Source organism: Aeromonas sp. CA23, assembly GCF_002587065.1.
In the GTDB taxonomy this organism is placed as follows: Bacteria; Pseudomonadota; Gammaproteobacteria; order Enterobacterales; family Aeromonadaceae; genus Aeromonas; species Aeromonas bestiarum.
The window spans coordinates 445561-469165 of the sequence record NZ_CP023818.1; the positions used below are offsets into that span (position 1 = coordinate 445561).

22 protein-coding genes are annotated in these 23605 nt (G+C 63.2%); 7 read left to right on the top strand and 15 right to left on the bottom strand.

Translation table 11 applies throughout. The features are described 5' to 3' along the window. The first annotated feature begins 112 nt into the window (after positions 1 to 112). The gene (gene argE, locus CK910_RS02060) at positions 113 to 1258 is read left to right on the top strand and encodes an acetylornithine deacetylase (RefSeq protein WP_098980837.1); all 1146 of its coding nucleotides are present in this window, start codon (positions 113 to 115) and stop codon (positions 1256 to 1258) included. Positions 1259 to 1472: 214 nt separating this feature from the next. Then, entirely contained in the window at positions 1473 to 4106 is a 2634-nt protein-coding gene (gene ppc, locus CK910_RS02065; RefSeq protein ID WP_043140830.1) for a phosphoenolpyruvate carboxylase, read from the top strand. 272 nt (positions 4107 to 4378) lie between these two features. Here the strand turns inward: ppc and CK910_RS02070 are convergent, their stop codons facing one another. Further along, complete coding sequence (locus CK910_RS02070) at positions 4379 to 6835, bottom strand: bifunctional aspartate kinase/homoserine dehydrogenase II (RefSeq protein ID WP_098980838.1); 2457 nt, start codon at positions 6833 to 6835, stop codon at positions 4379 to 4381. Then, a complete protein-coding gene (metB, locus tag CK910_RS02075) occupies positions 6835 to 8007 on the bottom strand; it encodes a cystathionine gamma-synthase (RefSeq protein ID WP_098980839.1) in 1173 nt (390 codons plus the stop codon). The genes CK910_RS02070 and metB overlap by 1 nt, the downstream gene beginning before the upstream one ends. A 210-nt stretch (positions 8008 to 8217) precedes the next feature. Here metB and metJ point away from each other — a divergent pair, with 210 nt between their 5' ends. The 3 genes from metJ (at position 8218) to CK910_RS02090 (ending at position 9762) form a co-directional block, all read left to right on the top strand. Further along, entirely contained in the window at positions 8218 to 8541 is a 324-nt protein-coding gene (gene metJ / locus CK910_RS02080; protein ID WP_005315809.1) for a met regulon transcriptional regulator MetJ, read from the top strand. A 39-nt stretch (positions 8542 to 8580) separates the two neighbouring features. After that, positions 8581 to 9339 (top strand): AraC family transcriptional regulator, encoded by a 759-nt coding sequence (locus CK910_RS02085; RefSeq protein WP_098984961.1) that lies wholly within the window; start codon positions 8581 to 8583, stop codon positions 9337 to 9339. An 84-nt stretch (positions 9340 to 9423) separates the two neighbouring features. Beyond that, positions 9424 to 9762 carry a tRNA-binding protein gene (locus tag CK910_RS02090; protein WP_043140821.1) on the top strand — a complete coding sequence of 113 codons (339 nt, stop codon included), beginning with the start codon at positions 9424 to 9426 and terminating at the stop codon, positions 9760 to 9762. Between the two features lie 70 nt (positions 9763 to 9832). On the opposite strand, the gene CK910_RS02095 is transcribed toward CK910_RS02090, so the two are convergent. The 3 genes from CK910_RS02095 to nudE all read right to left on the bottom strand — a co-directional run bounded on the left by CK910_RS02095 (position 9833) and on the right by nudE (position 12985). After that, on the bottom strand, positions 9833 to 11104 hold the full coding sequence (locus CK910_RS02095) for an aromatic amino acid transport family protein (protein ID WP_098980840.1): 1272 nt from the start codon (positions 11102 to 11104) through the stop codon (positions 9833 to 9835). Between the two features lie 406 nt (positions 11105 to 11510). After that, on the bottom strand, positions 11511 to 12332 hold the full coding sequence (gene cysQ / locus CK910_RS02100) for a 3'(2'),5'-bisphosphate nucleotidase CysQ (protein ID WP_042868960.1): 822 nt from the start codon (positions 12330 to 12332) through the stop codon (positions 11511 to 11513). 44 nt (positions 12333 to 12376) lie between these two features. Next, positions 12377 to 12985, bottom strand: coding sequence for an ADP compounds hydrolase NudE (nudE, locus tag CK910_RS02105; protein ID WP_172955207.1), 609 nt, complete (start codon positions 12983 to 12985; stop codon positions 12377 to 12379). Between the two features lie 148 nt (positions 12986 to 13133). Here nudE and yrfG point away from each other — a divergent pair, with 148 nt between their 5' ends. Further along, on the top strand, positions 13134 to 13802 hold the full coding sequence (gene yrfG, locus CK910_RS02110) for a GMP/IMP nucleotidase (RefSeq protein ID WP_098980841.1): 669 nt from the start codon (positions 13134 to 13136) through the stop codon (positions 13800 to 13802). 134 nt (positions 13803 to 13936) lie between these two features. On the opposite strand, the gene tyrS is transcribed toward yrfG, so the two are convergent. Further along, positions 13937 to 15205 carry a tyrosine--tRNA ligase gene (gene tyrS, locus CK910_RS02115; RefSeq protein ID WP_098980842.1) on the bottom strand — a complete coding sequence of 423 codons (1269 nt, stop codon included), beginning with the start codon at positions 15203 to 15205 and terminating at the stop codon, positions 13937 to 13939. Between the two features lie 159 nt (positions 15206 to 15364). Between tyrS and CK910_RS02120 the strand changes: the two genes are divergently transcribed. Continuing rightward, on the top strand, positions 15365 to 16186 hold the full coding sequence (locus CK910_RS02120) for a helix-turn-helix transcriptional regulator (protein WP_098980843.1): 822 nt from the start codon (positions 15365 to 15367) through the stop codon (positions 16184 to 16186). A gap of 62 nt (positions 16187 to 16248) precedes the next feature. Here the strand turns inward: CK910_RS02120 and exeN are convergent, their stop codons facing one another. From exeN to exeF, 9 genes are all read right to left on the bottom strand, one after another. Further along, a complete protein-coding gene (gene exeN / locus CK910_RS02125) occupies positions 16249 to 17007 on the bottom strand; it encodes a GspN family type II secretion system protein ExeN (protein WP_098980844.1) in 759 nt (252 codons plus the stop codon). 97 nt (positions 17008 to 17104) lie between these two features. Then, positions 17105 to 17596, bottom strand: coding sequence for a GspM family type II secretion system protein ExeM (exeM, locus tag CK910_RS02130; RefSeq protein ID WP_043557439.1), 492 nt, complete (start codon positions 17594 to 17596; stop codon positions 17105 to 17107). Beyond that, positions 17593 to 18777, bottom strand: a complete 1185-nt coding sequence (gene exeL / locus CK910_RS02135; protein ID WP_098980845.1) for a GspL family type II secretion system protein ExeL — start codon at positions 18775 to 18777, stop codon at positions 17593 to 17595. Before exeL ends, exeM begins: the two co-directional genes overlap by 4 nt. 121 nt (positions 18778 to 18898) lie before the next feature. Next, a complete protein-coding gene (exeK, locus tag CK910_RS02140) occupies positions 18899 to 19894 on the bottom strand; it encodes a GspK family T2SS minor pseudopilin variant ExeK (RefSeq protein ID WP_441296859.1) in 996 nt (331 codons plus the stop codon). Between the two features lie 113 nt (positions 19895 to 20007). Beyond that, the gene (gene exeJ / locus CK910_RS02145) at positions 20008 to 20625 is read right to left on the bottom strand and encodes a GspJ family T2SS minor pseudopilin variant ExeJ (protein WP_098980846.1); all 618 of its coding nucleotides are present in this window, start codon (positions 20623 to 20625) and stop codon (positions 20008 to 20010) included. Between the two features lie 104 nt (positions 20626 to 20729). After that, on the bottom strand, positions 20730 to 21089 hold the full coding sequence (exeI, locus tag CK910_RS02150) for a GspI family T2SS minor pseudopilin variant ExeI (RefSeq protein WP_043140785.1): 360 nt from the start codon (positions 21087 to 21089) through the stop codon (positions 20730 to 20732). Then, complete coding sequence (exeH, locus tag CK910_RS02155; protein WP_098980847.1) at positions 21086 to 21637, bottom strand: GspH family T2SS minor pseudopilin variant ExeH; 552 nt, start codon at positions 21635 to 21637, stop codon at positions 21086 to 21088. The genes exeI and exeH overlap by 4 nt, the downstream gene beginning before the upstream one ends. 163 nt (positions 21638 to 21800) lie before the next feature. Further along, complete coding sequence (exeG, locus tag CK910_RS02165) at positions 21801 to 22232, bottom strand: GspG family T2SS major pseudopilin variant ExeG (RefSeq protein WP_042868940.1); 432 nt, start codon at positions 22230 to 22232, stop codon at positions 21801 to 21803. A 151-nt stretch (positions 22233 to 22383) separates the two neighbouring features. Further along, positions 22384 to 23604, bottom strand: a complete 1221-nt coding sequence (exeF, locus tag CK910_RS02170; RefSeq protein ID WP_098980848.1) for a GspF family T2SS innner membrane protein variant ExeF — start codon at positions 23602 to 23604, stop codon at positions 22384 to 22386. Between the last annotated feature and the right edge of the window lies 1 nt (position 23605).

A 23605-nucleotide genomic window follows, 5' to 3' on the forward strand; every position in this document is an offset into this window, starting at 1 on the left:
TAGAAGCCTTGTCGATGAGCCAGATATTCAGGCAAACTTACAGAATATTCATGCACTCACTTTGCATTTGTATTTTCTAACAGAAACATTCCGGGGACGCAAGGAGGAGCTGATGGCCAATCTGGATTTTTTTGCACTTTATAAGAATATTATTGCGATTCCCTCCATCAGCAGCACGGATCCCCGCTGGGATCAGAGCAACGAGGCGGTGATCCGGCTGCTGGCCGACTGGTTCGGCCAGCTCGGCTTTCAGTGCGAGGTGACCGCCCTGCCGGATCTGCCTGGCAAGTTCAATCTGGTGGCGACGATCGGTCAGGGCGAGGGCGGCCTGCTGCTGGCGGGCCATACAGATACAGTCCCGTTCGACGAGGGCGCCTGGAGCAAGGATCCCTTCAAGGTGACCGAAGAGGGCAATCGCCTCTACGGCCTCGGCACCATAGACATGAAGGGCTTCTTCGCCTTTATCGTGGAGGCGCTCAAAGAGATAGATCTCACCACCCTCAGCAAGCCCCTGCGCATCCTGGCCACCGCCGATGAGGAGACCACAATGGCGGGCGCCCGCGCCATCGCAGCGGCGGCCGAGCTGAAACCCGACTACGCCGTGATCGGCGAGCCCACCGGGCTGGTGCCCGTGGTGGCCCACAAGGGGCACATGTCGGAGGCCATTCGCATCACGGGCAAGAGCGGTCACAGCTCGGATCCCGCCAACGGCGTCAATGCGCTGGAGATAATGCACCAGGCCATGGGGCGGGTGCTGCGCTTGCAGCAGGATCTGAAAGATCGTTACGCCGACCACAGATTCGCGGTGCCGCAGCCCACGCTGAATCTGGGATATATCCAGGGCGGCGACAGCCCGAACCGCATCTGCGGTTGCTGCGAGCTGCACATAGACATGCGCCCCACACCGCAGGTGGGGCCGGACGAGCTGATGGGCATGCTGAAGGAGGCACTCGCCCCCATCGAAATCCACCAGCCGGGCTGCCTGCACCTGCAACACCTGCACGAGCCCATCCCCGCCTATGCCTGCGCGGACGACTCAGTGCTGGTGCGCGAGGCCGAGAAGGCGAGCGGGCACAAGGCGGAGTCGGTGAACTATTGCACCGAGGCGCCCTTTATCCAGCAGCTGGGATGCCAGACAATCGTGCTGGGCCCGGGCCATATCACCCAGGCCCATCAGCCGGACGAATACCTGGATCTCTCCTTCGTCAAACCGACCACGGCTGTGCTGCAACACCTGATCCGCCGGTTTTGCCTCTGAATTGACGGGAATGTAAGTAAGTTACATAACATGCCGCCTCGGGACAGGTGAGGGAAATACATGTTCTGAATCGGCCTGTTATTTGACCTTGCGCAGACAATCTGGGTAGATTGTCACCCTAAGATGACGGAGCATATGTTGTAATCACACAACAATAAGTGAGGCTGTCTCTCACCTCGGATGGAGAGAGACACCAACCAGATAAGGATGTGGAATGAACGAAAAGTACGCCGCGCTACGCGCCAACGTAGGCATGCTGGGTCAACTGCTGGGCAAGTCCATCAAGGATCATCAGGGACAGGCCTTCCTCGACAAGATCGAAACCATTCGCCAGTTGGCCAAATCCTCCCGCAAAGGCAATGAGGCAGACCGGGAACGTCTGCTCGATACCCTGCGCACCCTGAGCGATGACGAGCTGCTGCCGGTGGCCCGCGCCTTCAGCCAGTTCCTCAACCTGGCCAACGTGGCCGAACAGTTCCACACCATCTCCCGCCGCTGCGAAGAGCAGGTCTGCACCCCGGATCCGCTGGAGCAGATGTTCGCCAAGCTCAAGGCCTCCAACCTGTCACAGGAAGCCATCATTCAGGCCGTGCGCGAGCTGGATATCGACCTGGTGCTGACCGCTCACCCGACCGAGGTGACCCGTCGCACCCTGATCCACAAGCACGTGCAGCTCAACGACTGCCTGGAGGCGCTGGAGCTCTCCGATCTGCTGCCCCGCGAGCGGGACAAGATCCTCAATCGCATCGAGCAGCTGGTCAATCAGGCCTGGCACACCAACGAGATCCGCGAGCAACGTCCGACCCCGGTGGACGAAGCCAAGTGGGGCTTCGCCGTGGTGGAAAACAGCCTGTGGCCGGCCATTCCCGAATTCATGCGCAATCTGGACGAGCGTCTGCAACAGCACCTGGGTGTGCGGCTGCCGCTGGATGCCGCGCCGGTCAAGTTCACCTCCTGGATGGGCGGTGACCGTGACGGCAACCCCTTCGTCACCGCCAAGGTGACCGCAGAAGTACTGGAGCTGGGCCGCTGGATGGCGGTCAACCTGTTCTACAAGGACATAAAGGAGCTCACCTCCGAGCTCTCCATGTCCGACTGCACAGACGCAGTGCGCGAGCGGGTGGGCGATCACCCCGAGCCCTACCGCGCTCTGGTGCGCGAGCTGCGTGAACAGCTGCGCGAGACCCAGGAATTTCTCACTGCCAAGGTGCAGGGTCAGGCGAGCGAGAGCCGGGATCTGGTCAAGACCACGGCCCAGCTGCGCGAGCCGCTGGAGCTCTGCTACCACTCGCTGCACGCCTGCGGCATGGGCAACATAGCCGACGGCATGCTGCTGGACGTGCTGCGCAAGCTGGCCTGTTTCGGCATCCATCTGGTCAAGCTGGACATACGTCAGGATGGCGAGCGTCACGGTCAGGTCTTCTCCGAGCTGACCCGTTACCTCGGCATGGGCGACTACGCCGAGTGGAGCGAGGACGACAAGCAGGCCTTCCTGCTCAACGAGCTGAATTCCCGCCGCCCGCTGATCCCGACCGACTGGGAACCGAGCGACGAAACCCGCGAGACCATAGACACCTGTCGGGTGATCGCCGGTCACGATCCCGATGCGTTCGGCATCTACATCATCTCCATGGCCGGCGCACCGTCCGACGTGCTGGCGGTGCAGCTGTTGCTGAAAGAGGCCGGCTGCAAGTTCCGCATGCCGGTCGCCCCGCTGTTCGAGACTCAGGAAGACCTGATGGCGGGCACCGCCGTGATGGAGCGCCTGCTGTCGGTGGACTGGTATCGCGGTTACATCCAGGGTCGTCAGTACGTGATGATCGGCTACTCGGATTCCGCCAAGGACGCGGGCATGATGGCCGCCGGCTGGGCTCAGTACGCCGCCATGGAATCCCTGGTGGCACTGGCCGAGGCCAACAATCTGCGCCTCACCCTGTTCCACGGCCGTGGCGGCACCGTCGGCCGTGGCGGCGCCCCCGCCCATCAGGCGATCCTGTCACAACCGCCGGGATCCCTGCGCGGCGGCCTGCGGGTGACCGAACAGGGCGAGATGATCCGCTTCAAGTTCGGCCTGCCGAAAGTGGCCATCCACAGCCTGAACCTCTACACCAGCGCCGTGCTGGAAGGGAACCTGCTGCCACCGCCCAAACCGAAGGAGTGCTGGCGCGCCGTGATGGAGCAGCTGGCCACCGTCTCCTGCGATCACTACCGCAGCATAGTGCGCGGCCACCCGGACTTCGTCCCCTACTTCCGTGCCGCCACCCCCGAGATGGAGCTTGGCAAGCTGCCGCTCGGCTCACGCCCCTCCAAGCGCAAGCCCAACGGCGGCGTCGAGAGCCTGCGCGCCATCCCCTGGATCTTCGCCTGGACCCAGAACCGGCTGATGCTGCCAGCCTGGCTCGGTGCCCACAAGGGGCTGCAGCAGGCCATCACAGACGGCCAGAAGAGCGTGCTGGAAGAGATGAGCCGCCAGTGGCCCTTCTTCCGCACTCGTCTCGAGATGCTGGAGATGGTGTTCCTCAAGGCCGACGTCTGGCTCGCCGAGTACTACGACACCCGTCTGGTACCCAAGGAGCTGTGGGGCCTGGGCAAACAGCTGCGCCAGGAGCTTGCCGACTCCATTCAGGTGGTGCTGGAGCTGCGCCCGCAGGGCGACTTGCTCGACGACCAGCCCTGGATCAAAGAATCCATCAAGCTGCGCAACCCCTACACTGACCCGCTCAACGTGCTGCAGGTCGAGCTGCTGGGCCGCTCGCGCAACCATGCCGAGATCCTGCACCCCGAGCTGGATCAGGCGCTGATGGTCACCATCGCCGGTATTGCCGCAGGCATGCGCAACACGGGTTGATGGTTGGGGCTATCAAGCTCCCCTCAATGACAAAGGGCGCCTCGGCGTCCTTTGTCATATCTACAGGGCCCGCTGGAGTCATGTTGCCGTAGAAACCTTGGTCGTTAGGCGTTGCCATGGAATCGTAGGGTCGATTAGCCGTCAGGCGTAATCGCCCGCTTATTCGCCCGACTACGTCGGGTAGGGAACCAGCCCACAGACCTAAAAAACTGTGGCTAAACAACAAAAAGAGGCGCCACTGGCGCCTCTTTTGCTGAACTGTTTATCCGCTCTTACAGGCTGGCACAGATCTGCCAGAGATCGTACTGGATGGCGGCGGCCGTAACTTCCCGACCGGCGCCAGGCCCCTGGATGACCAGCGGGTTGGTGCGGTAGCTGTCGCTTTCGATGGCGAAGATATTGTCGCACGGCAGCAGGTTGGCGAACGGGTGGTGGGGCTCCAGCGCCTCCAGCCCGACCCGCGCCTTGCCATCGTGCTCGAAGCGGGCAACGTAACGCAGCACCTTGCCGAGGCGCTTGGCTCCCTCGAAGGCGCTCTGGATCGGGCCGTCCAGCTCTTTCAGTCTGTCCATGAACTGATCCGAACTCACCTTGCGCAGGGGCACGGGCACCAGGTTCTCCAGCTCGATGTCGGCAGAGTCGAGCTCAAAACCTGCCTCCCGCGCCAGGATCAGCAGCTTGCGGCGCACATCCTGACCGGAGAGATCCTCGCGAGGATCCGGCTCGGTCAGGCCGTGCTGCCACGCCTCGTCCACCAGCTCGGAGAAGGGGCGGCTGCCGTCATACTGCTGGAACAGCCAGGAGAGGGTGCCGGAGAAGATGCCGGAGACCCCCTGAATGCGGTCGCCGCTCTGGCGCAGCATCTGGATGCTGGACTGGATCGGCAGCCCGGCGCCCACGGTGGCGTTGTAGCGCCACTGCACCTGATGGTCGCGGCAGCTCTGCTTGATGCGCTGGTAGAACTCGCTGTCGGCGGCACCGGCAAACTTGTTGGCCGCTATGATGTGGATGCCGAGCTGGGCGAAGTCCGGGTAGTAGCGGCTCACCGTCTCGCTGGCGGTCATGTCGAGGGCAATCAGGGTATCGAAGCCGTGCTGCTCCAGCTGGGCCAGCAGCTCGGGCCAGATCAGCGGTTTGGGGTTGAACTTGTCCTGCACCTTGAGGGGATCCAGCCCCTCTTCGTCCAGCAGGCCCCCTTCCGAGCTGAACACCCCGTAGAGAGTCAGCGCCAGATTGAGTTCATGTTCGAGGCGCGCCTTCTCGCGGCCATAGAGGCTCAGCCAGTGACCGCCTATGTTGCCCTTGCCGAACACCACCAGCCCGACCCGGGTCGGGCGGCTGAACAGGGCGCTGTGCAGGGCGATAAGCAGCGGCTCCAGCACCACCTGACGCACGACGGCGACCAGACTCAGGCCATCTCTGGCCACCTGCACGAACTCCAGCGGCTGATCCGCCAGCAACTGATAGAAACGGTGACACTGCTCGGCGTTGTCGGTCACCCCGGCACCCACCAAAGCCACCAGACTGAACCCCTCTTTCTGGATCAGGCCGGTGAAGCTGCCCTGCAGCTGGAAGTCGCGCAGCAGCTCGAACGCCCCTTCCGCCACTTCCAGGGTGTAGGCCAGACGCAGCACCCGCCGATCCGGCTGGCGCTGCAGGGTGAGCGGGTTGAGGCGGTGGCGGGCCAGATGGGCCTCGATGGCCGCCACCGTTTGCTCAAAATGGGTCTGCGGCAGCACTTTCAGCTCGATCAGGGCAATCTGGTCCACCGAGGAGACGATGCGGGCGCCACCGGAGCGCGGCGCCCGGCGCAGTATGTGAGTGCAACCCTCGTCCGGGTTGTAGCTGCAGCGCAGGGTGAGGCGCTGGCGGCTGTCGGCCACGGGTTGCAGGGTGCGCGAATGCAGTACCGAGGAGCCGAGACGGGCCAGCTCGTTCGCTTCGGCCAGGCTGAGGCGCTCCAGCAGGCGCGCCTCCTTGACCCGACGCGGGTCGGCGCTGTAGACCCCGGCCACGTCGCTCCAGATAGTGGTGGATTCGCCGTCCGCCAGCAGGGCCAGCAGGCTGGCGCTGTAGTCGGAGCCGTTGCGACCGAGCAGCAGGGAGCGCCCCTCCATGTCGGCGGCGATAAAACCTGTCACCACTATGCGACCGGCATGTTCGGCCAGCCGCGCCTTGAGCAATTCGCTGGAAAGCGCAGTATCCACCTTGACCAGGGCGCCGTCCTCGGCGCGCAGGAAGCTGCGTGCATCGAGCCAGATGGCCTTGTCGCCGCGGCTGGTGAGCAGGGCCGCCAACAGGCGCGCCGACCACACCTCGCCGAAGGCGAGCAGGCCGTTGCGGGCGAAGCGGTCAAACTGCCCCTCCAGGGTCTTGGCGATCAGCTGCATGTCGTCGGCCAGTTGCTGACTCAAGTCGAGCTGCAGATCCCCTTCCAGCAGGCCGTCGATCAGGCTCTGCTGATAGGCTTGCAGGGCGGAGATGGCTTCACCGGCGGCCTCGTCCCCCGCCTCGGCCAGCTCCACCAGCTGGATCAACCGGTTGGTGGTCTTGCCGGCGGCAGAGACCACGATCAGTTCATCTCCGCCAACCTGCTGCTCGACGATAGCCGCGACCCGGCGATAGCAGACCGGATCCGCCAGACTGCTGCCACCAAACTTGTGCACATGGCGCCGCTTCAATCCTGCTTCTGTTGCCACCGCGATCTCTCCTTGTTGCTGCTGTTCCATTACTTCGCTACCTGCTCTGCCTGCTGCGCCTGTTCAAAAGCCTGAGCCAGATCGGCCACTAGGTCTTCACCGTGTTCAATGCCGACCGACAGCCGCAACAGCTGGGCGCTGATGCCCGCCGCCTGCTGCGCCGCCGGTGTCATGGCCCTGTGGGTCATGCTGGCCGGATGGGCCACCAGACTCTCCACCCCGCCGAGGGACTCGGCCACCGAGAAGAGGGTGAGGGCCGCGAGGAAGGTGCGCAATCCGGCCTCGCTGCAATCGAGTTCAAAACTTAGCATGGCGCCGAAGCCGGACTGTTGACGGCGCGCAATATCGTGGCCCGGATGGGTCGGCAGGCTGGGGTGATAGATTTTTTTGACCAGCGGCTGTTGCTGCAGGAAGGCGAGGATGCGATCCGTGTTCTCCTGATGGGCGCGCAATCTGGGAGCCAGGGTGCGCAGGCCGCGCAGGGTGAGGTAGGAGTCGAACGCCCCGGAGGTGAGCCCCAGACAGTTGGCCCACCACACCAGCGACTCGGCCAGTGGCTGCTCCTTGGCAATGGCCACGCCGCCCACCACGTCTGAGTGGCCGTTGATGTACTTGGTGGTGGAGTGCACCACCAGGTCGGCACCGAGTGCCAGCGGCTGTTGCAGCAGCGGCGAGAGGAAGGTGTTGTCCACCACCACCTGGGCCCCCACTTCATGGGAGGCGGCGGCGATGGCGGCTATGTCCACCACCCGCAGCAGGGGGTTGGAGGGAGTCTCCACCCACACCAGTGCCGGCTTCTGCGCCAGGGCCTCGGCCAGCGCGGCTTCATCCCCCTGATCGACGAACTGCACCCGGTAGTGGCCCTTGGCCGCCAGATACTCGAACAGGCGCCAGGTGCCGCCGTAACAGTCGTGGGGGGCTATCAGCAGATCCCCCGCCTTGAGCAGGGCCGTCGTCACCAGATGGATGGCCCCCATGCCGGTGCCGGTCACCACGGCACCGGCGCCCCCTTCCAGCGCCGCCAGCGCATCCGCCAGATTGGTGCGGGTCGGGTTGCCGGATCGGGCATAATCGTATTGACGGGGCTCGCCAAAGTCGGCAAAGGTGTAGTTGCTGGAGAGGTAGATGGGCGGCACCACGGCACCGTGCTGTGTGTCTGTCTCAATCCCGGTGCGTACCGCCTGGGTGGCCTTGTGGGTCATGTCACTCTCTCCTTGAACTGTCGCTGGGCGATGGCCGCTCTGCCTCTGCCACGGCTATCCTGCCATTGCTGGCCTATGGTGAACCACCTTACGCCAGCATAAAAAAGCCGTCAACACTTCCAGACGTCTAAATGGCTTTGCTGTTGGATTGCCATTAATTTCCACAAGGGTTAAAATCCGCGCTCACGGCCAAACGAGAACAGGTGGATCATGGGTACAGAGTGGAACGGCGACTACGTCAGCCCCTACGCGGAACACGGTAAGAAGAGCGAACAGGTCAAGAAGATTACCGTCTCGATCCCGCTCAAGGTGTTGAAGGTGTTGACCGACGAGCGCACCCGTCGCCAGGTGAACAACCTGCGTCATGCGACCAACAGTGAGCTGCTCTGTGAAGCCTTCCTGCACGCGTTCACCGGCCAGCCGCTGCCCTGCGACGACGATCTGCGCAAGGATCATCCGGACAGCGTCCCCGCCGAGGTGCGCGCCATCATGGAAGCGCTGGGCAAAGAGATCGAAGATTTCGACGCAGAGTAATACCTGCGACCTATGCCAAACAGCAATCCCTCTTTGAAGATGACGCGGCCCAGTGCCGCGTCATTGCTATCCGTCGCCTCCCCCTTCAGCCTGCGCCGCTACCAGAACGACATCTGCAGCCACAGCCACGACTTCGCCCAACTGGTGATCCCTCTCGGCGGTCCCATTGAGATCGAGGTGCAGGGCCAGGGGCGTCGCCTTGCCCCCGGTTTCGTCTGCGTGATAGCCCCCGGCGAGCGGCACGACTACGCCGCCGACCCGGCCCTCTCGTTTCTGGTGCAGGAGAGCGACTGGCTGCCCGGCGATCTGGCGGCCCACCCCTTCATCGAGCTGGACGAGCCCCAGCGCCACTACCTCGCCTTCCTGCACCGCATGGTGGCAGCGGGGCGCCAGGTGGCGGGCATGGAGCAGGTGTGGCTCTCCCTGCTGGCACAAGGGCAAGGAGTGCACTCCTCTGCTCCCCCTCGTCTTGCCGCCCGAATCCTCAAGGTGCAGCGCCATATCGAGGCCCACCTCGCCGAGCCCCTCAACAATGAGCGGCTCGCCGCCATCGCCTGCCTCGGTCAGAGCCAGTTCAAGCACGCCTTTCGCCAGCAGCTGGGGATGAGCATCTCCCACTACATACGGGAACGGCGCATGACGCTGGCACGCACCCTGCTTGCCCACACCCAACTGCCCATAGGCGAGATCGCCAGTCGCTGCGGCTACCAGAATCAGGGGGCCTTCGCCGAGCGCTTCCTGACCGAGAGCGGGCTTCCCCCTTCCCTCTGGCGCCAGCAAAACGGCCTTCTGCCGTAACAGGGCGGCCAGTCACCGAAGACAGCCAGCGCCGTTTCGAGGCATGCTGAGGCCAATGCAAGGTGTGTGAAACGAGGAGCCAAGATGCAGACCATTAGCTGGCAGGATTTCGAGATGGTGGAGCTGAGAGTGGGCACCCTGGTGCGGGTCGAGCCCTTCCCCGAGGCGCGCCGGCCCGCCTACAAGGTGTGGGCGGATTTCGGCCCCGAGCTCGGGGTGCGCAAGAGCAGCGCCCAGATAACGGATCTCTATCGCCCGGAGGATCTGGTGGGACGCCAAATCGTCGCCGTGGTGAACTTTCCCCCCAAACAGATAGGCCCCATCCAGTCGGAGTTTCTGCTGACCGGTTTCTACCGGGCCGATGGCGCCGTTGTGATGGCCATTCCGGAGCAGGCGGTGGAGAACGGCGCCAAGCTGGGCTGATGCCCTTGGCCCCATGAAAAAAGAGAGGCGACCCCGGGGTCGCCTCTCTCATTTTTGCCGCAGCGCGCTGTTACTTCAACAAGCTGAAAATCAGCGCCGAGACCGCCAGCGACCCGGTCAGCAGGATGAAGCCGTTGGTCCAGCCCTGACGGAAGCGAGCCAGCGCCTCCACCTTGTAGATGGCCACCACCGGCATGATGAAGAGGATCATGGCGATGACGGGGCCGGAGAGGGTCTCCATCAGACCCAGGATGCCCGGGTTGATGACGGCGGCGCCCCAGATGGCGAAGAACATCAGGACTATGCCGAGCCGGTCCGCCTTCGCCAGCGGCAGGCCGGTGGGCTTGGCGATCAGGCTTTTCAGGCTCTCGCGGGCACCGAGGAAGTGGCCGAGGAAAGAGGTGCTGATGGCGATGAAGGCGATGAGCGGCCCCAGCGTCACTATCACGGGGTTGTCTGTGATGTTGGCGAGATAGGAGAGCACGGAGACGTTCTGCGCCTTGGCCTCGGCCAGCTGGGCCGGGGAGAGGCTCAGCACGCAGGAGAAGACGAAGAAGAGCACGAAACCCACCAGCATGATGGTGGTATTGCGCAGGATCAGGCCGCTCTTGGCCTCGGCCTGCTCGCCATATTCCCGCCGCTGCACGTTGGCAAAGCCCGAGATGGCGGCGGCATGGCTGAAGGCGAACACCGTGACCGGCAGCGCCAGCCAGACAGTGTTGAGGAAGCTGCCGCCCTCAAAGGCGGTCATTTGTGGCCACTGCCACTGGGGAATGAGATAGCAGGAAAGCGCCGCCAGGATGGCCGCCAGCGGATAGACCATGAAGGCAAACGCCCGCAGCATCGCCTGCTCCCCCGCCATCATCACGGCGATCATGGCGAACACCAGCAGGCCGGAGAGCATCACCCGGTTCGGGGTGGCCATGCCGAGCTGGTTGACCATGAAGCTCTCCACCGTGTTGGTCAGCCCCACCCCGTAGATCAGCAGGATCGGGAAGATGGAGAGGAAGTAGAGCGCCGAGATGAGGCGACCGGCCATCTTGCCGAAGTGCTCCTCGGCTACCTCGGTGAAATCGGCGTGAGGGCGGGAGGAGGAGAGCACGAAGCGCGCCAGCCCGCGGTGAGCCAGAAAGGTCATGGGACCCGCCAGCACGGCGACTATGACCAGGGGCCAGATCCCGCCCAGACCCAGGTTGATGGGCAGAAACAGTATGCCGGCGCCGACGGCGGTACCAAACAGGCTGATCGCCCAGTGGGTGTCATGACGACGCCAGCGGCTGGCGCTGGCAACGGCGGGCTGGGAACCGGACAAATCCTTTACGACGTCTACAGATAAACTCATTACTAATCCACATTTTGTCAGTATTTTAATCTGAGCTTATTGTGGTTTATCAGGATTTAATTCTCAAAAAGCGGGACTGAAACATATCACTACCATAACGGGCTTCAGCCAGTGAGATTAGGAATTCAATCGGGATCACATAATCGAGTAAAACTACAAAACTCAATTTTAATGGAATATTAAACCAAATTTTTATTCATACTCACTTTTTTATTTTGCCCAACGGATCGTTTTCAGAATTACCTGAAAAATAATGCCAATTACCCAAGAAGGATTGTGATCATCCACTGTCATTCTCATGCTTTACCAGCGGATATCCCTGCTCATCTGCGATAAAACCAGCGGATCACACCAAGCAAACAGGCGGCCCTGAGGCCGCCTGTTTGTGTCGTCTGACGACAGAGGATCAACCTGCCTGATGGGCCAGGATCTTGCCCCAGGCGAGATCCGGATCCCCCATGACGATGAAGTCCGGGTTCTCCAGCGACTCGGTTTCGTTGTAACTGAGCGGCTGCAGCGCCAGGCTGAGGATGCGGCCACCCGCCGCCTCGACGATGCACTGGGCGGCGGCGGTATCCCACTCGCCGGTGGGACCGAGCCGCACGTAGCAATCCGCCGCCCCTTCCGCCACCAGACAGGACTTGAGGGAGCTGGAGCCGAGCGGGATCAACTCGTAGTTGATGGCCGGATTGAGACGACGGGTCAGGTTCTCCAGCTTCTGGCGACGGCTGATGGCCACCACCAGCGAATCGGGCTGATCGTGTTCGTGGTGCATGGCGCTGATGGGCAAGGTCTCGCCATTCACCTCCTTGAAGGCGCCGTGGCCGCGCACCGCCCAGTAGAGTACGTCGGATTCGGGTGCATAGATGACACCGAGCACGGGCACATTGTCCCGCACCAGGGCGATCAGGGTGGCGAAGTCGCCGCTGCCGGCGATGAACTCACCGGTGCCGTCGAGGGGATCCACCAGCCAGTACTGCCGCCAGTTGGCTCGCAGACTGAAGGGCACATCGGCCGCCTCTTCGGTCAGCACGGGCACATGGGGGGTGAGCGCCGACAGCGCCTGTTTGAGGTAGGCATCGGCAGCAAGATCGGCACTGGTGACCGGGGTCGCATCCTCCTTCAGCTGACGCTCGAACTGACCGCCGTGATAGATTTCGTGAAGGATACGCCCCGCTTCGCGGGCGATCTCCTTGACCCCAGGAACCCAGGCCAACAACTCCTGCATCTTGTTATCCTCTGTTTTTATTTATTGCCTTGCCCAGGCTTGGGCTAGTTTTCCTGCTCCGCCAGCCACTTCTGGGCCAGCAGCAGGGCACTGATGCTGCGCGACTCGCTGAAGTCGGGTCGTGCCAGCAATTCATCGATACGGTTGAGGGGCCAGGGGATCACCTCGAGGGGCTCGGGCTCATCGCCGATCCGCTGCTCCGGGAAGAGATCCCGCGCCAGCAGTATGTCCATCCGGCTGGAGAAGTAACCCGGCGCCAGCGACACCTGCTTGAGGGGGATCAGGCTGTTGGCGCCGAAGCCCGCCTCCTCCATCAGTTCCCGGTTGCCCGCCTCGAAGGCGTTCTCGCCCGGATCTATCAGCCCCTTGGGAAAGCCCAGCTCGTAAGAGTGGGTGCCCGCCGCGTACTCGCGTACCAGCAGCAGTGTGTGGGCATCGAACATGGGCACCACCATGACGGCGCCCCGGTTGCCACCGCGCATCCGCTCGTAGACCCGCTCTTCTCCATTGCTGAATTTCAGATGCAGGGATTCCACCTTGAACAGCCGGCTCTCGGCCACTATTTCGGCCTTGAGGATCTCCGGCTTGCTCTTGTCATGCGCCATCTTCTCGACGCTGAGGTATTCGGGCTGGCTCTTGTGGTGGTCACTCATCAGGCGCTGGCTGCTCGTTAAAAAATCGTGCTTCAAGAGTAAACGACTCCCCGAGCGAACACCACGGGGCAAAGCGGCGAAAGCGGACGGAAAAATCCGTTATAATGCCGCCCCGTTTCCCTCCCCCTCATTGACCGCGAGAAGCCCCATGCCGACCCCCTTGCCCTGGCACCAGATAGACACAGTTCTGCTCGATATGGATGGCACCCTGATCGATCTGCATTTTGACAACCACCTCTGGCAGCAACTGGTGCCGGAGCGTTACGCCGAGCGGCTCGGTCTGCCGCTGGATGAGGCCAAGGCGCAGATCGAGATGCACTATCAGGCGGTCAACGGCACCCTCGACTGGTACTGCGTGGATTACTGGAGCCAGACTTTGGGGCTGGACATACGCGCCCTCAAGCAGGAGCTGCTGGAGAAGATCCGGTGGCGGCCCAACGCCATCCCCTTTCTGGCCGAGCTGCGGGCGGCAGGCAAGCGGCTGGTGCTCTTCACCAACGCCCACCCCGCCAGCCTGTCGGTGAAGGATGCGCAGCTGGGGCTGTCTGATCATCTGGATCTGATGGTGAGCACCCATGAGCTGGGCTGGTCGAAGGAGAGCCAGCACTGCTGGCAGGCGCTGGCGGAACGACTGGCGTTCGAGCCGGCCCGCACCCTGTTTGTGGATGACAGCGAGCGGATCCTGCGCGCCGCCGCCGACTACGGCATCGGCTATCAGCTCGCCATCCAGAACCCTGACAGCCGCCAGCCCGAGCAGCACATCACCGCCTTCCCGGCGATCCGTGACTATGCCGAACTGCTGCCCCTCGCCCTCTGAACATCAAAAAATAAGCCGCTAATCGTCTTCTCCGTGATGCCGGACAACTGCTGCTGGCAGAGCGAGCCTGCTGACTGCCGCACAATGGAAAGGGCTGCCCGGGCAGCCCTTTCTCGTTGCTATGGCGCGGCAGGCTAATCTGCCCACGCCACCAGCTGGTACTGCTTCTTGCCCCGGCGCAGCAGCAGGTAGCGGTCAAACAGCCGATCCTCTGCACTTAGCTGCTCATCCTGCTTGATGGCGCCATTGAGGCTGATGGCCCCCGCCGCCAGCAGTTCGCGGGCGATGCGCTTGGAGTTTGCCAGACCGCTCTCGACCAGCAGGCTGACCAGATCCGTCTCGCCACCGACGGTACAGCTCGGCATGCCGTCTTGCGCCAGCTGGGCGAGATCGCTCTCGCCAAGGCGTGCCACCTCGCCGCTGAACAGCAGCTCGCTGATGCGCCGTACCGCCGCCAGCGCCGCCTTGCCGTGCACCAGTTCGGTCAGCTCGTCCGCCAGCACCTGCTGGGCCTGCTTGCGCCCCTGCCGCTGGGCATCTTCAGCCTCTAGTGCATCAATCTCGGTCAGCGACATAAAGCTGTAGTAGCGCAGGAAGCGGTAGACATCCTCATCCGCGGTGCCGAGCCAGAACTGGTAGAAGGCGTAGGGCGAGGTGAGCGCAGGATCCAGCCAGACCGCGCCACCCTCTGTCTTGCCGAACTTGGTGCCGTCCGCCTTGGTGATGAGCGGCAACGTCATGCCGTACACCTGGGCCTGATGCAGACGGCGGGTGAGATCCATGCCGCTGGTGATATTGCCCCACTGATCGTTGCCACCGATCTGCAGGGTGCAGCCGAGCATCTGGTGCAGCACCGCAAAATCCTGGGATTGCAGCAGGGCGTAGGAGAACTCGGTAAAGGAGATACCCTGATCCGGGCGGGCCAGCCGCTGGCGCACCGATTCCCGCGCCAGCATGGCATTGACCGAGAAGTGCTTGCCGATGTCACGCAGAAAATCGAGGGCCGACATCTGCCCCATCCAGTCGCCGTTGTTGACCAGCACAGGGGCTGACAGGCCGTCGTCGGCGGGCAGCAGCGCCCTGATCTGGGCCGACAGGCTGGCGACCCAGCCCTGTACGGTTTCGCTGCCGTTGAGGCTGCGCTCGGTCGCCTTGAAGCTGGGATCGCCGATAAGACCTGTGGCCCCGCCCACCAGGGCCACCGGGGTGTGGCCCGCCAACTGGAAGCGGCGCAGCATCAGGAGCGGCACCAGATGACCTATGTGCAGGCTGCCGGCGGTGGGATCGAACCCGCAGTAGAGGGTACGCGGCGTGGCGAGATGATCGGCCAGTGCCGCCGGGTCGGAATTCTGGGCCACAAGGCCGCGCTCGGTCAGCTCATCGAGCAGGTGGGGGTTGATCATGGGTGCTCCAGCAGCAGGGGAAAAGTGGCCATACTCGCCGCTCTGGCGCGCTGCGGATATGTCCCCTAGGGGACAGTTTTGCCACTCTCGTGCTAGCATCCTGTCATAGTGGGGAGCGGCTCCCCACCCCCGGGAGCCCACCACCATGATTCAACGACCATGACCCAGCCATTCGCCACAGATGCCCTGACCCGCAGCATGACCGAGGTGGTCGATGCCCTGCACGGCAGCGCCTTTCCGGCGGCCCTGGTGCGTCTCATCCAGCAACAGGTGGCGTTCGACTGCGCCCTGCTGCTCGGAGTGGGGCAGCGCCCCGTCTACCTCTACGACAACCTGAGCCACCAGCGGGCCCTGCTGTTTGACCGCTACCTCACCAGTCACTTCAGTCAGGATCCCTTTATGCTGGCGCTGGAACAGGGTCTGGAGGCCGGGGTCTGGACCCTGGCGCAGGTCTCGCGGGGACGGCTGGATCCCGAGTATCGCCACCACTTCTATCAGGCTACCGGCTGGCAGGAGGAGGTGGGGTTGATCCTGCCGGTGCGGGACGGACTGACGCTCATGCTGTTTCTCGGCCGCCTCGACAAGCGCAGCGTCTTGAGCCGCGGCGAGCTGACCCGACTGGAGGCGATCTTTCCGCTGGTGCACTCCCTCTGCCGCCAGCAGTGGCAGCAGAGCCAACCGCTGTTGGCGGAAAGCCCGACGCTGCCTGACAGTGCCAGCCTGAAGGCCGCGGTGGCGCAGGCCATCGCCAGCGTGGGCAGGGATAGACTCACCCGCCGGGAGCGCCAGGTGGCGGGGTTGCTGCTGCAGGGGCTGGATACCGAGGCCATTGCCGCTGCGCTCGGGATTGGCAGCGGCACTGTGAAGAATCACCGCAAGCACCTCTACAGCAAGCTGCGGCTCGGCTCGCGTGCCGAGCTGTTCAGCTTCTTTCTGAACCATCTCATCACGGCGCCGAGCGGCGAGACTGAAACCCCATAACGACAGGACCCCGCCGAAGCGGGGTCCTGTTCATCCTTTTTCCAGACCGGCAGACAATGTCGTCAGATGCGGCCCTGATAGCGCAGCGGGAAGCGCCCCTGACCGTCGGGCTGACCGAGGAAGGGCAGCCCCTGCTTCATCTGATCCGGCAGTTCCGGGCCCGGTTTGAGGGTGCCCTGGAACAGGTACTGGCGATTGGGCTGCAGCTCCAGCTTGCCCAGCACCTGCACCGCCTCCGAGCCCTGCTTGAGCTCGGCCACCAGCCGGGAGTCGATGCAGGTCAGCTTGAGCTCGGGATCCCCCAGCGGCAGCTTGCCGGCCGGGGTATCGGCATCGGCACCATACCAATGGAGGTTGCCGTAGAGGTTGTCACACCAGGGATTGCCCTGGGCAAACTGATCGACCTTGAGCTGCAGCTGGCCCGCCACCGTCAGCGGGAACGGCAGCCGCATGGGCACCCGATCCAGCACCCAGGACGCGGGCACGTTGAGGGTGATGTCGCGACCAAAGGCGGCGCCGTTCCAGCCGACCACGCCCTGGCCGTTGAGGCCGCTGCGATCACCGAAACGCAGGGAGACCTCGGGGGCGAAGCGCAGCAGCGACCAGCCGTTGAGCTCCCAGCGCAGCTGGGTCAGCGACTCGCTGGCGTATTGCAGCCGGGCGACCTGGCCGCTCCAGAGGGTGCCGCTCACCCCTTCCAGCTGCACCAGGTTGGGCGGCAACGGCAGATGGCGCACCACCAGGGTGGCTGGCAGCTTTACCAGCAGAAAACCGAGATAGGCCACCAGGAACAGGACGGCGATCAGTACTTTTTGCTTCATAGAAAACGACTCGATTGCAAATATCTGGCCTTGGCCAGGCCCGGCACCATACCGGGACGAGATGCAGGAAACCGGACGACGCCCGGCACGCCTGGCGTCATTGGGGACGACTCAACTGCAGGCGTCTGACCTTGACCAGACCCGGCGCCAGATTCTCGCGGGCCACCTCGATCACCTGCACCTGTACACCGTGCTGATCGGCCAGGCTCGCCAGCCAGATCAGCAGATCATCGAACTGGACCGTATCGATCCACACCTGCAGCTCCTGACCCTGGGGTTGCAGACGGGCAATCTTGATCTTCTGGTTGAAGGCGGTGCGGTTCACCACCCCTTCCAGGGTACCGCTGGTGTCGATCTGGCGGCCCTGACCGCCCTGCATCGCCAGCACCTCTTCCCCCTTCTCTTTCAGCCAGGCGAGCGTCTGTTGCTGGCTCAGCACCTGCCGCTCGCGCTCGGCGATGCGGTTGGCGATGGGTTGCCAGACGATCCAGTAGCAGAACCCGATAAGCAGGCAGCTGCCCCCCACGGCCACCAGCCGCTGCTCGCGGGCGCTGATGCTGCGCCACCAGCCTTGTAGTTTGTCCATCATGATGATTTACCCTTCAGCACCAGTGCCCCTTCAACCTTGCCCTCTGTGCTGCGCACCTCGCCCTGCTGCACCTCGAAGCGCTTGCCCGCCAGTTCGCGAAAGCGCTCTATCTCGGCGAAACCGGGCGCCGTCACCTGCAATCTCAGCTCGCCCCTGGCGGCGTCGAAACGCAACACCTGCGGCTTGAGGCCCGGCACCTCGGCAAAGGTGGGGGCCAGTTCGGTCAGCAGCAAGAGCACGCCATCCTGCGGGGTCTGCCCCAGCAACTTGAGGTGCTGTGCCATCTGGCTGCGTACGTTGACGATGCGGTTCTCCCCCGGGAAGATGCGGGTGTAGACCTGCCGGATCTCGGCCTTGAGGGCCTTGTCCTGCTCCGCCAGCTGATAAAGATGCATACCGCGCTGGGTCAGCGCCACCAGCAGCAAGAGCCCGGCCACCACGGCCACCTTGCGCCACTGCAGCCAGTAGCGGGAGTATTCGGTCTGCGGCCGGTAGGGGCCCTGCAACAGGTTGGCCTGGCAGTTCAGCGCCCCTTTGGCCAGCAGCAACATGGGCAGTTCGGGATCCGCCGCCAGCCAGTTGGCCGCCGGGATCGCCGGCAAGGGGGTATGGCTGTGGATGGTGACGGGGTCGGCCTCGGCCGCCAGCAACATGGCCAGCAGCGACTCGTCGGCCACTATGCCCTGACAGGGGCCCTGACGCAGCAGCCACTCCTTGCCAAGTTGCAGGGCAGACCAGCCGTCGGCAGCGGGCGGCAGGGCCAGTACGTCCGGCAACAGCTGCTGGCTCTTGAGGCCCGCCTGCTGCAGCCAGCCCAGCCAGATCTGCATCTTCTCCTTGTCGACCGCCATCAGGTCCACCTCGTGGCCCTCGTGGCCCAGCACCACCAGATGCAGCTCATCCACGTCGGATGCGATCTGCTCCTCCAGCAGGTAGGGCAAGGCGGCCGCGGCCTGGCGATTGTATTTGCCCGGCAGGCTCACCCGCCGGAAGATAAGATCGCTGCCCGGTACCAGGGTCACCACGGGGCGGCCACCGGCACGCTCCCGCAACTCGCCGAGGGCATGGGCCGAGGCCAGGGTGCCGGAGGCAATGATCTCCTCCTCCTTGGCCGACCACACCAGCCACTCGACCGGTTGCTGCGCATTGGTCCCCAGACGGATGACCAGACTCTCGCTCACAAATATCTCTCCTGCCATTCCCGTCCGCATCCCTCTGGATGGGCGGGAGCGCAGCCCTTGGCTGCTGTCCAATACGGGGTCAGGGCGGGTACGGCCAGCGGCCGCCACCCACACCTGTCTGTCATTCGGCGCCGCCGTTGAGGCGACGCAGCATCACCAGCTTGTTGTCCTTGCCACGTACGAAGACGCTCTCCAGCCTAGCCCGGGTATCACCCACCTCGGCGATCAGCCTGGCCTCGAAGTAGCTGCTCTTGACGTCCAGCACGGCATCCAGCCCGGGGATGGTGCTCAGCGGCACCGGCATCTGATCCGTCATCGCCTTTTTCTCCTTCCACCCCTTCTGGGGACGGCTGGTCAGCACCCGCTTGGCGTCATCGAGCCCCACCTTGTCCAGATAGAGGGCCACCAGCAGCGCCGCCTGTTCCGGCTTGATGGTGTTGATGTTCACCAGCAGCTTGTCGCTCGGCAGGGCGCAGACATAAGGCGCCAGCCGGGCATACAGTTTGGCGCTCACACCGCGCACCGCCCTCAGCTCGTCCGTGCTGAGCATCCACTGGTTCGCGGTCAGATAAGGGGGCGTCAGCCCCTCGTAATAGGCATCCTCGGCGCCGTAGCTGGAGACCAGTGCCGTGTCCTTGTCGGTCCAGTCGCGGATGGCATCGGTCAGCTGCACCGCCTCGTAATCCTCGACCTCGAGCTGCTTGAGCAGGGCGCGAAACGCCTTGACCGGATAAGGCTGCTTCTCGAGGTCGTCGCCGCTGATCCCGTCTTTCAGGGGCACGCTCAGGCTGTTGAGGTTGAAGCAGGATTGCAGATCCCGCACCCGGCCGGTCAGCTTGCCGTCATCCACCGGGAAGACAGCATCCTGCCTGGCCCAGTTCTGCCCCAGGTTCACCACATTGGGGTCATCCTTGAAATCCTGAACCAGCACCTTGCTCACCAGGGCTTCCGCCGACATGGCATACCACCAGGCCTGCTTGCCGGCGGTGAGGTTGCCGGTACGGCGCAACTCCAGCTGCAGGCGGCCACTCATGTTGCTGGCGATGATCACCATCACCGACAAGATGAGCAGCACCACCAGCAGGGCCATGCCCCCCTGGCGACGACAAGACGGCATGCTGCCGGTCCGCTTAGTTCGCATTTTCAGCTCGCTGGCCACCGGCCCCGATCAGGTACTGATCACGACGAATGGTGCCGTCATCTTCAATGACGGTCAGAGGAAAACGACGATCAATTACCATTATCAGCCCTCTGGCCACCGGCCCCGATGAGGAACTGGCGGCGAAGGGTGCCGTAATCTTCCAGATCCAGCTCCACAGCCAGGCCGTAAGGCAGCACGTTGCGCTGGGTCCACTCCTCCTTCCAGGCCCCCTTGTCGTAAAAATAGAGCCGCAGCGCCGTCACCCGATCCAGCATGGGCTGGATGCGCGGCTCAGTGCCTATCACGGGATCCGGGTAGAGATAGCTCAGCCGCTCCAGCTTGTGATCCTTGAGCCGCCAGCCGACCCGCTGCAAACCGGAACGTGGCAGCATGCCATCCGGGTTGAGCCAGCCGCCGCGAATGAAGGCCATGCCCCAGTCATCGCTCTGCTGGCCGAAGCGGGATGCCGCCAGCAGCACCTTGTTGTTCTCGCCGTCGATACGGCCGCTGCGGGGCACCATCTGGGTGATGTCCCGCTCCATCAGGGTGAAGGCCAGCTGCAACTCGGAGAGGCGGGCCTCCTTCTTCTTAGCCACCTCGTCGCTGGTGAGCACACCTTGCAGCACCTGATAGGCGCCCATGCTGAGGCTGGCGAAGATGGCGATGGCCACCAGCATCTCCAGCAGGGTGAAGCCGCCCTGACGCATGCAATGCCGAACTCGCGGCCTTGGTACTGGCGATGGCCGCATCGACGCCTCCAGCAGGGTGAAACCGCTCTGACGGGACCTCATTTGGGTGTCGTTGGCGGTTGTCATCGGCTGATATAGGTCCGGATGAAGGCCACTGGGCTCTCGGCCTTGGGCGCGGTACGCACTTCCATATCCAGCGCCTTGAAGTTGTTGTCGGCGGTGGCGACGCCGCGATAGCGCCAGTACCAGGTCTGGCCCGCCATCTGCTCGTCCCCCTCCACCCAGCTGTCACCGGGCCACTTGGCCTCCAGCTTCTGCTGCACCAGCTGATTCTCCACCACCCAGGTCGCCAGCGTCTTCTCTTCCAGATAATTGAGCGCAGAGAGGTGCTCGCTGGCGGTTTTCATCACGGCGAGACCCGCGATGGCAAACACCGCCAGTGCGACCATGACTTCCAGCAATGTCATGCCACGGGCGTTCATTCCTCTTCCTCCTCGTCCTGCAGCAGTCGCAAGCGGCCGAATTCATCCGCCTTGACCGTACGCAGGTAGCGCACATCCTCATCCTGCTGGGTCAGAGTCAGCACGAAGGGGCTGAGCTCGCCACCGGGGAAGATCAGCACCTGGGGCGTGCGCTCCTTCTCGTCCCGACCCCGCTCGGTTTTCTCGTCAGACTCGGTTCGCCAGCTGAACCCTTCGAGTTCGATCGCCAGCAGCATGGTGTCGGGCAGTTGTACCTGTCCCAGGATCTTGTCGCCGGTCAGCGCCTGCCACTTGCGATCCTTGGCGGCACGCTGCATGAACTGCCAGCCGTGATCCTCGATGCGAAGCCCCACCAGCCGGCCATCCATCACCGAATACTCCTGCGCCTGTTGCAGGGTCGCCATGAAGCGGCGCGCCTGCTTGTCGAGCTCGCGATCGCCTCTGGCGCCCCCCATGCTGAGGGTAACGGCGGTGGCCACCAGCCCCATCAGCATGGCGACCAGCAATACCTCCAGCAGGGTGAAACCCGACTGGCGATGACGCCTCATTGGTCCCACCCCACCAAGGTGACGACAGCAGGCTCCAGCCTCATCAGCATGGCGCCACTCAACATCACCTCCAGCAGGGGGAAATCGGCTTGGCGATGGCGAGACGACAAGCCCCTCACGGCAGCCTCATCCACAGCAGCTTGATGGCAGCGCAATCAATCACTTATTGGAAATCCTTCAGATTCCAGTTGCCGATATCGTCATCGGTACCGGCTTCGCCATCCAGCCCCATGGAGAAGATGTCGATCTTGCCAAACTGGCCCGGGCTCAGCATCTGGTACGGGTTGCCCCAGGGATCCTGCGGCAGGCGCTTGATGTAGCCGCCGTCACGGTAGCTGCGCGGCTCGGGGGCGGCGGTCGGCTTGTTGACCAGTGCGTCCAGGCCTTGCTCCGTGGTCGGGTAACGGTTGTTGTCCAGCTTGTACATGTCGAGGGCATTTTCCAGCGCCACTATATCGGAGACGGCTTTCTGCTGGTCAGCCTTCTCCTTGTTGCCCATCAGGTTGGGCACCACCAGGCTGGCCAGGATCCCGAGGATCACTATGACCACCATGACTTCCAGCAGGGTAAAACCGGATTGACGACGCTTTTGCATGACTTACTCCCTAACGAAATGAGATGGCATGAACCATCAACGATTAACTGTTAAACCGCGATCGTTCGATTACGCCTGCCGGCTAATCGAACCTGCGAGTTCGATTGGATTTGTAGGTTCGAATAGCGAAGCGTATTCGGACACCCGAACCTTACAAATTCACCATGTTGTTGAGCTCGAGGATCGGCTGCAGGATCGACATCACGATAAACAGCACGACCCCGGCCATGGAGACCACCAGCAGGGGCTCGAACACGCCGAGGGCGATATTCACCTGGGTTTCAAATTCCCTGTCCTGGTTGTCAGCCGCCCGCTCCAGCATGCTGTCGAGCTCGCCGCTCTGCTCGCCGGAGGCGATCATGTGCAGCATCATGGGCGGGAAAATTTTGGTTTCATCCAGTGCCTTGCGCAGGCTGGTCCCCTCCCGCACCCGTTCGGTGGCCTCACCGATGCGAGTACGGGCGAAGTCATTGGAGAGCACCTCGCCGGCGATCTTCATCCCCTCCAGCAGGGGCACTGCGCTGGCGTTGAGTATGCTGAGGGTGCGGGCGAAGCGGGCTGTGTTGAGACCACGGCTGACCCGGCCTATGACCGGCAGGCGCAGTATCACCTGATGCCAGTGACGGCGGCGCTTCTCGTCGGTCAGCCACCAGCGCCAGACAAAACCACTCAGGAACAGCAGCAGCAGGAACCAGAGGCCGTAATGCTGCATCAGCTCGCTGGTGCCGATGAGGAAACGGGTCGTCGCAGGCAACTGCTGGCCCATGTGTTCAAACTGGGCCACCACCTTGGGTACCACGGCAGTGAGCAGGATCGAAATGACCCCGACCGCCACCAGAGTGAGGACTATGGGGTAGATCATCGCCTGCAGCAGCTTGGTGCGCATATGCTGGCGCTGCTCCGTGTAGTCGGCGAGCCGGTTCAGCACCTTCTCCAGATGACCAGACTTCTCCCCTGCCGCCACCATGGAGCGGAACAGCTGATCGAACACGTGGGGGAAAGCCCCCAGCGAATCGGCCAGCGAGTAGCCTTCTACGACCTTGCTGCGCACGGTTGCCACCAGGCTGCGCAGGTGGGCCTTTTCGCACTGCTCGGCCACTGCCCGCAGCGCCTCTTCGATAGTCAGGCCTGCACCAACCAGGGTCGCCAACTGGCGAGTAATGAGGGCCAGCTCGGAAGTGGAGGCACCACGGCGAAACAGCACGAAGCGATTCGCTTCCCGCTTTGCCTTCTCTGTGGTCTCGTTCACCTCGAGCGGGGTCAGCCCCTGCTCGCGCAGTTGCTGGCGTACCTGACGGGCCGAATCGCCCTCGGTCACCCCCTGCTTCTGGCGCCCCTTGCTGTCGAGGGCTTTGTATTCAAATGCTGACAAT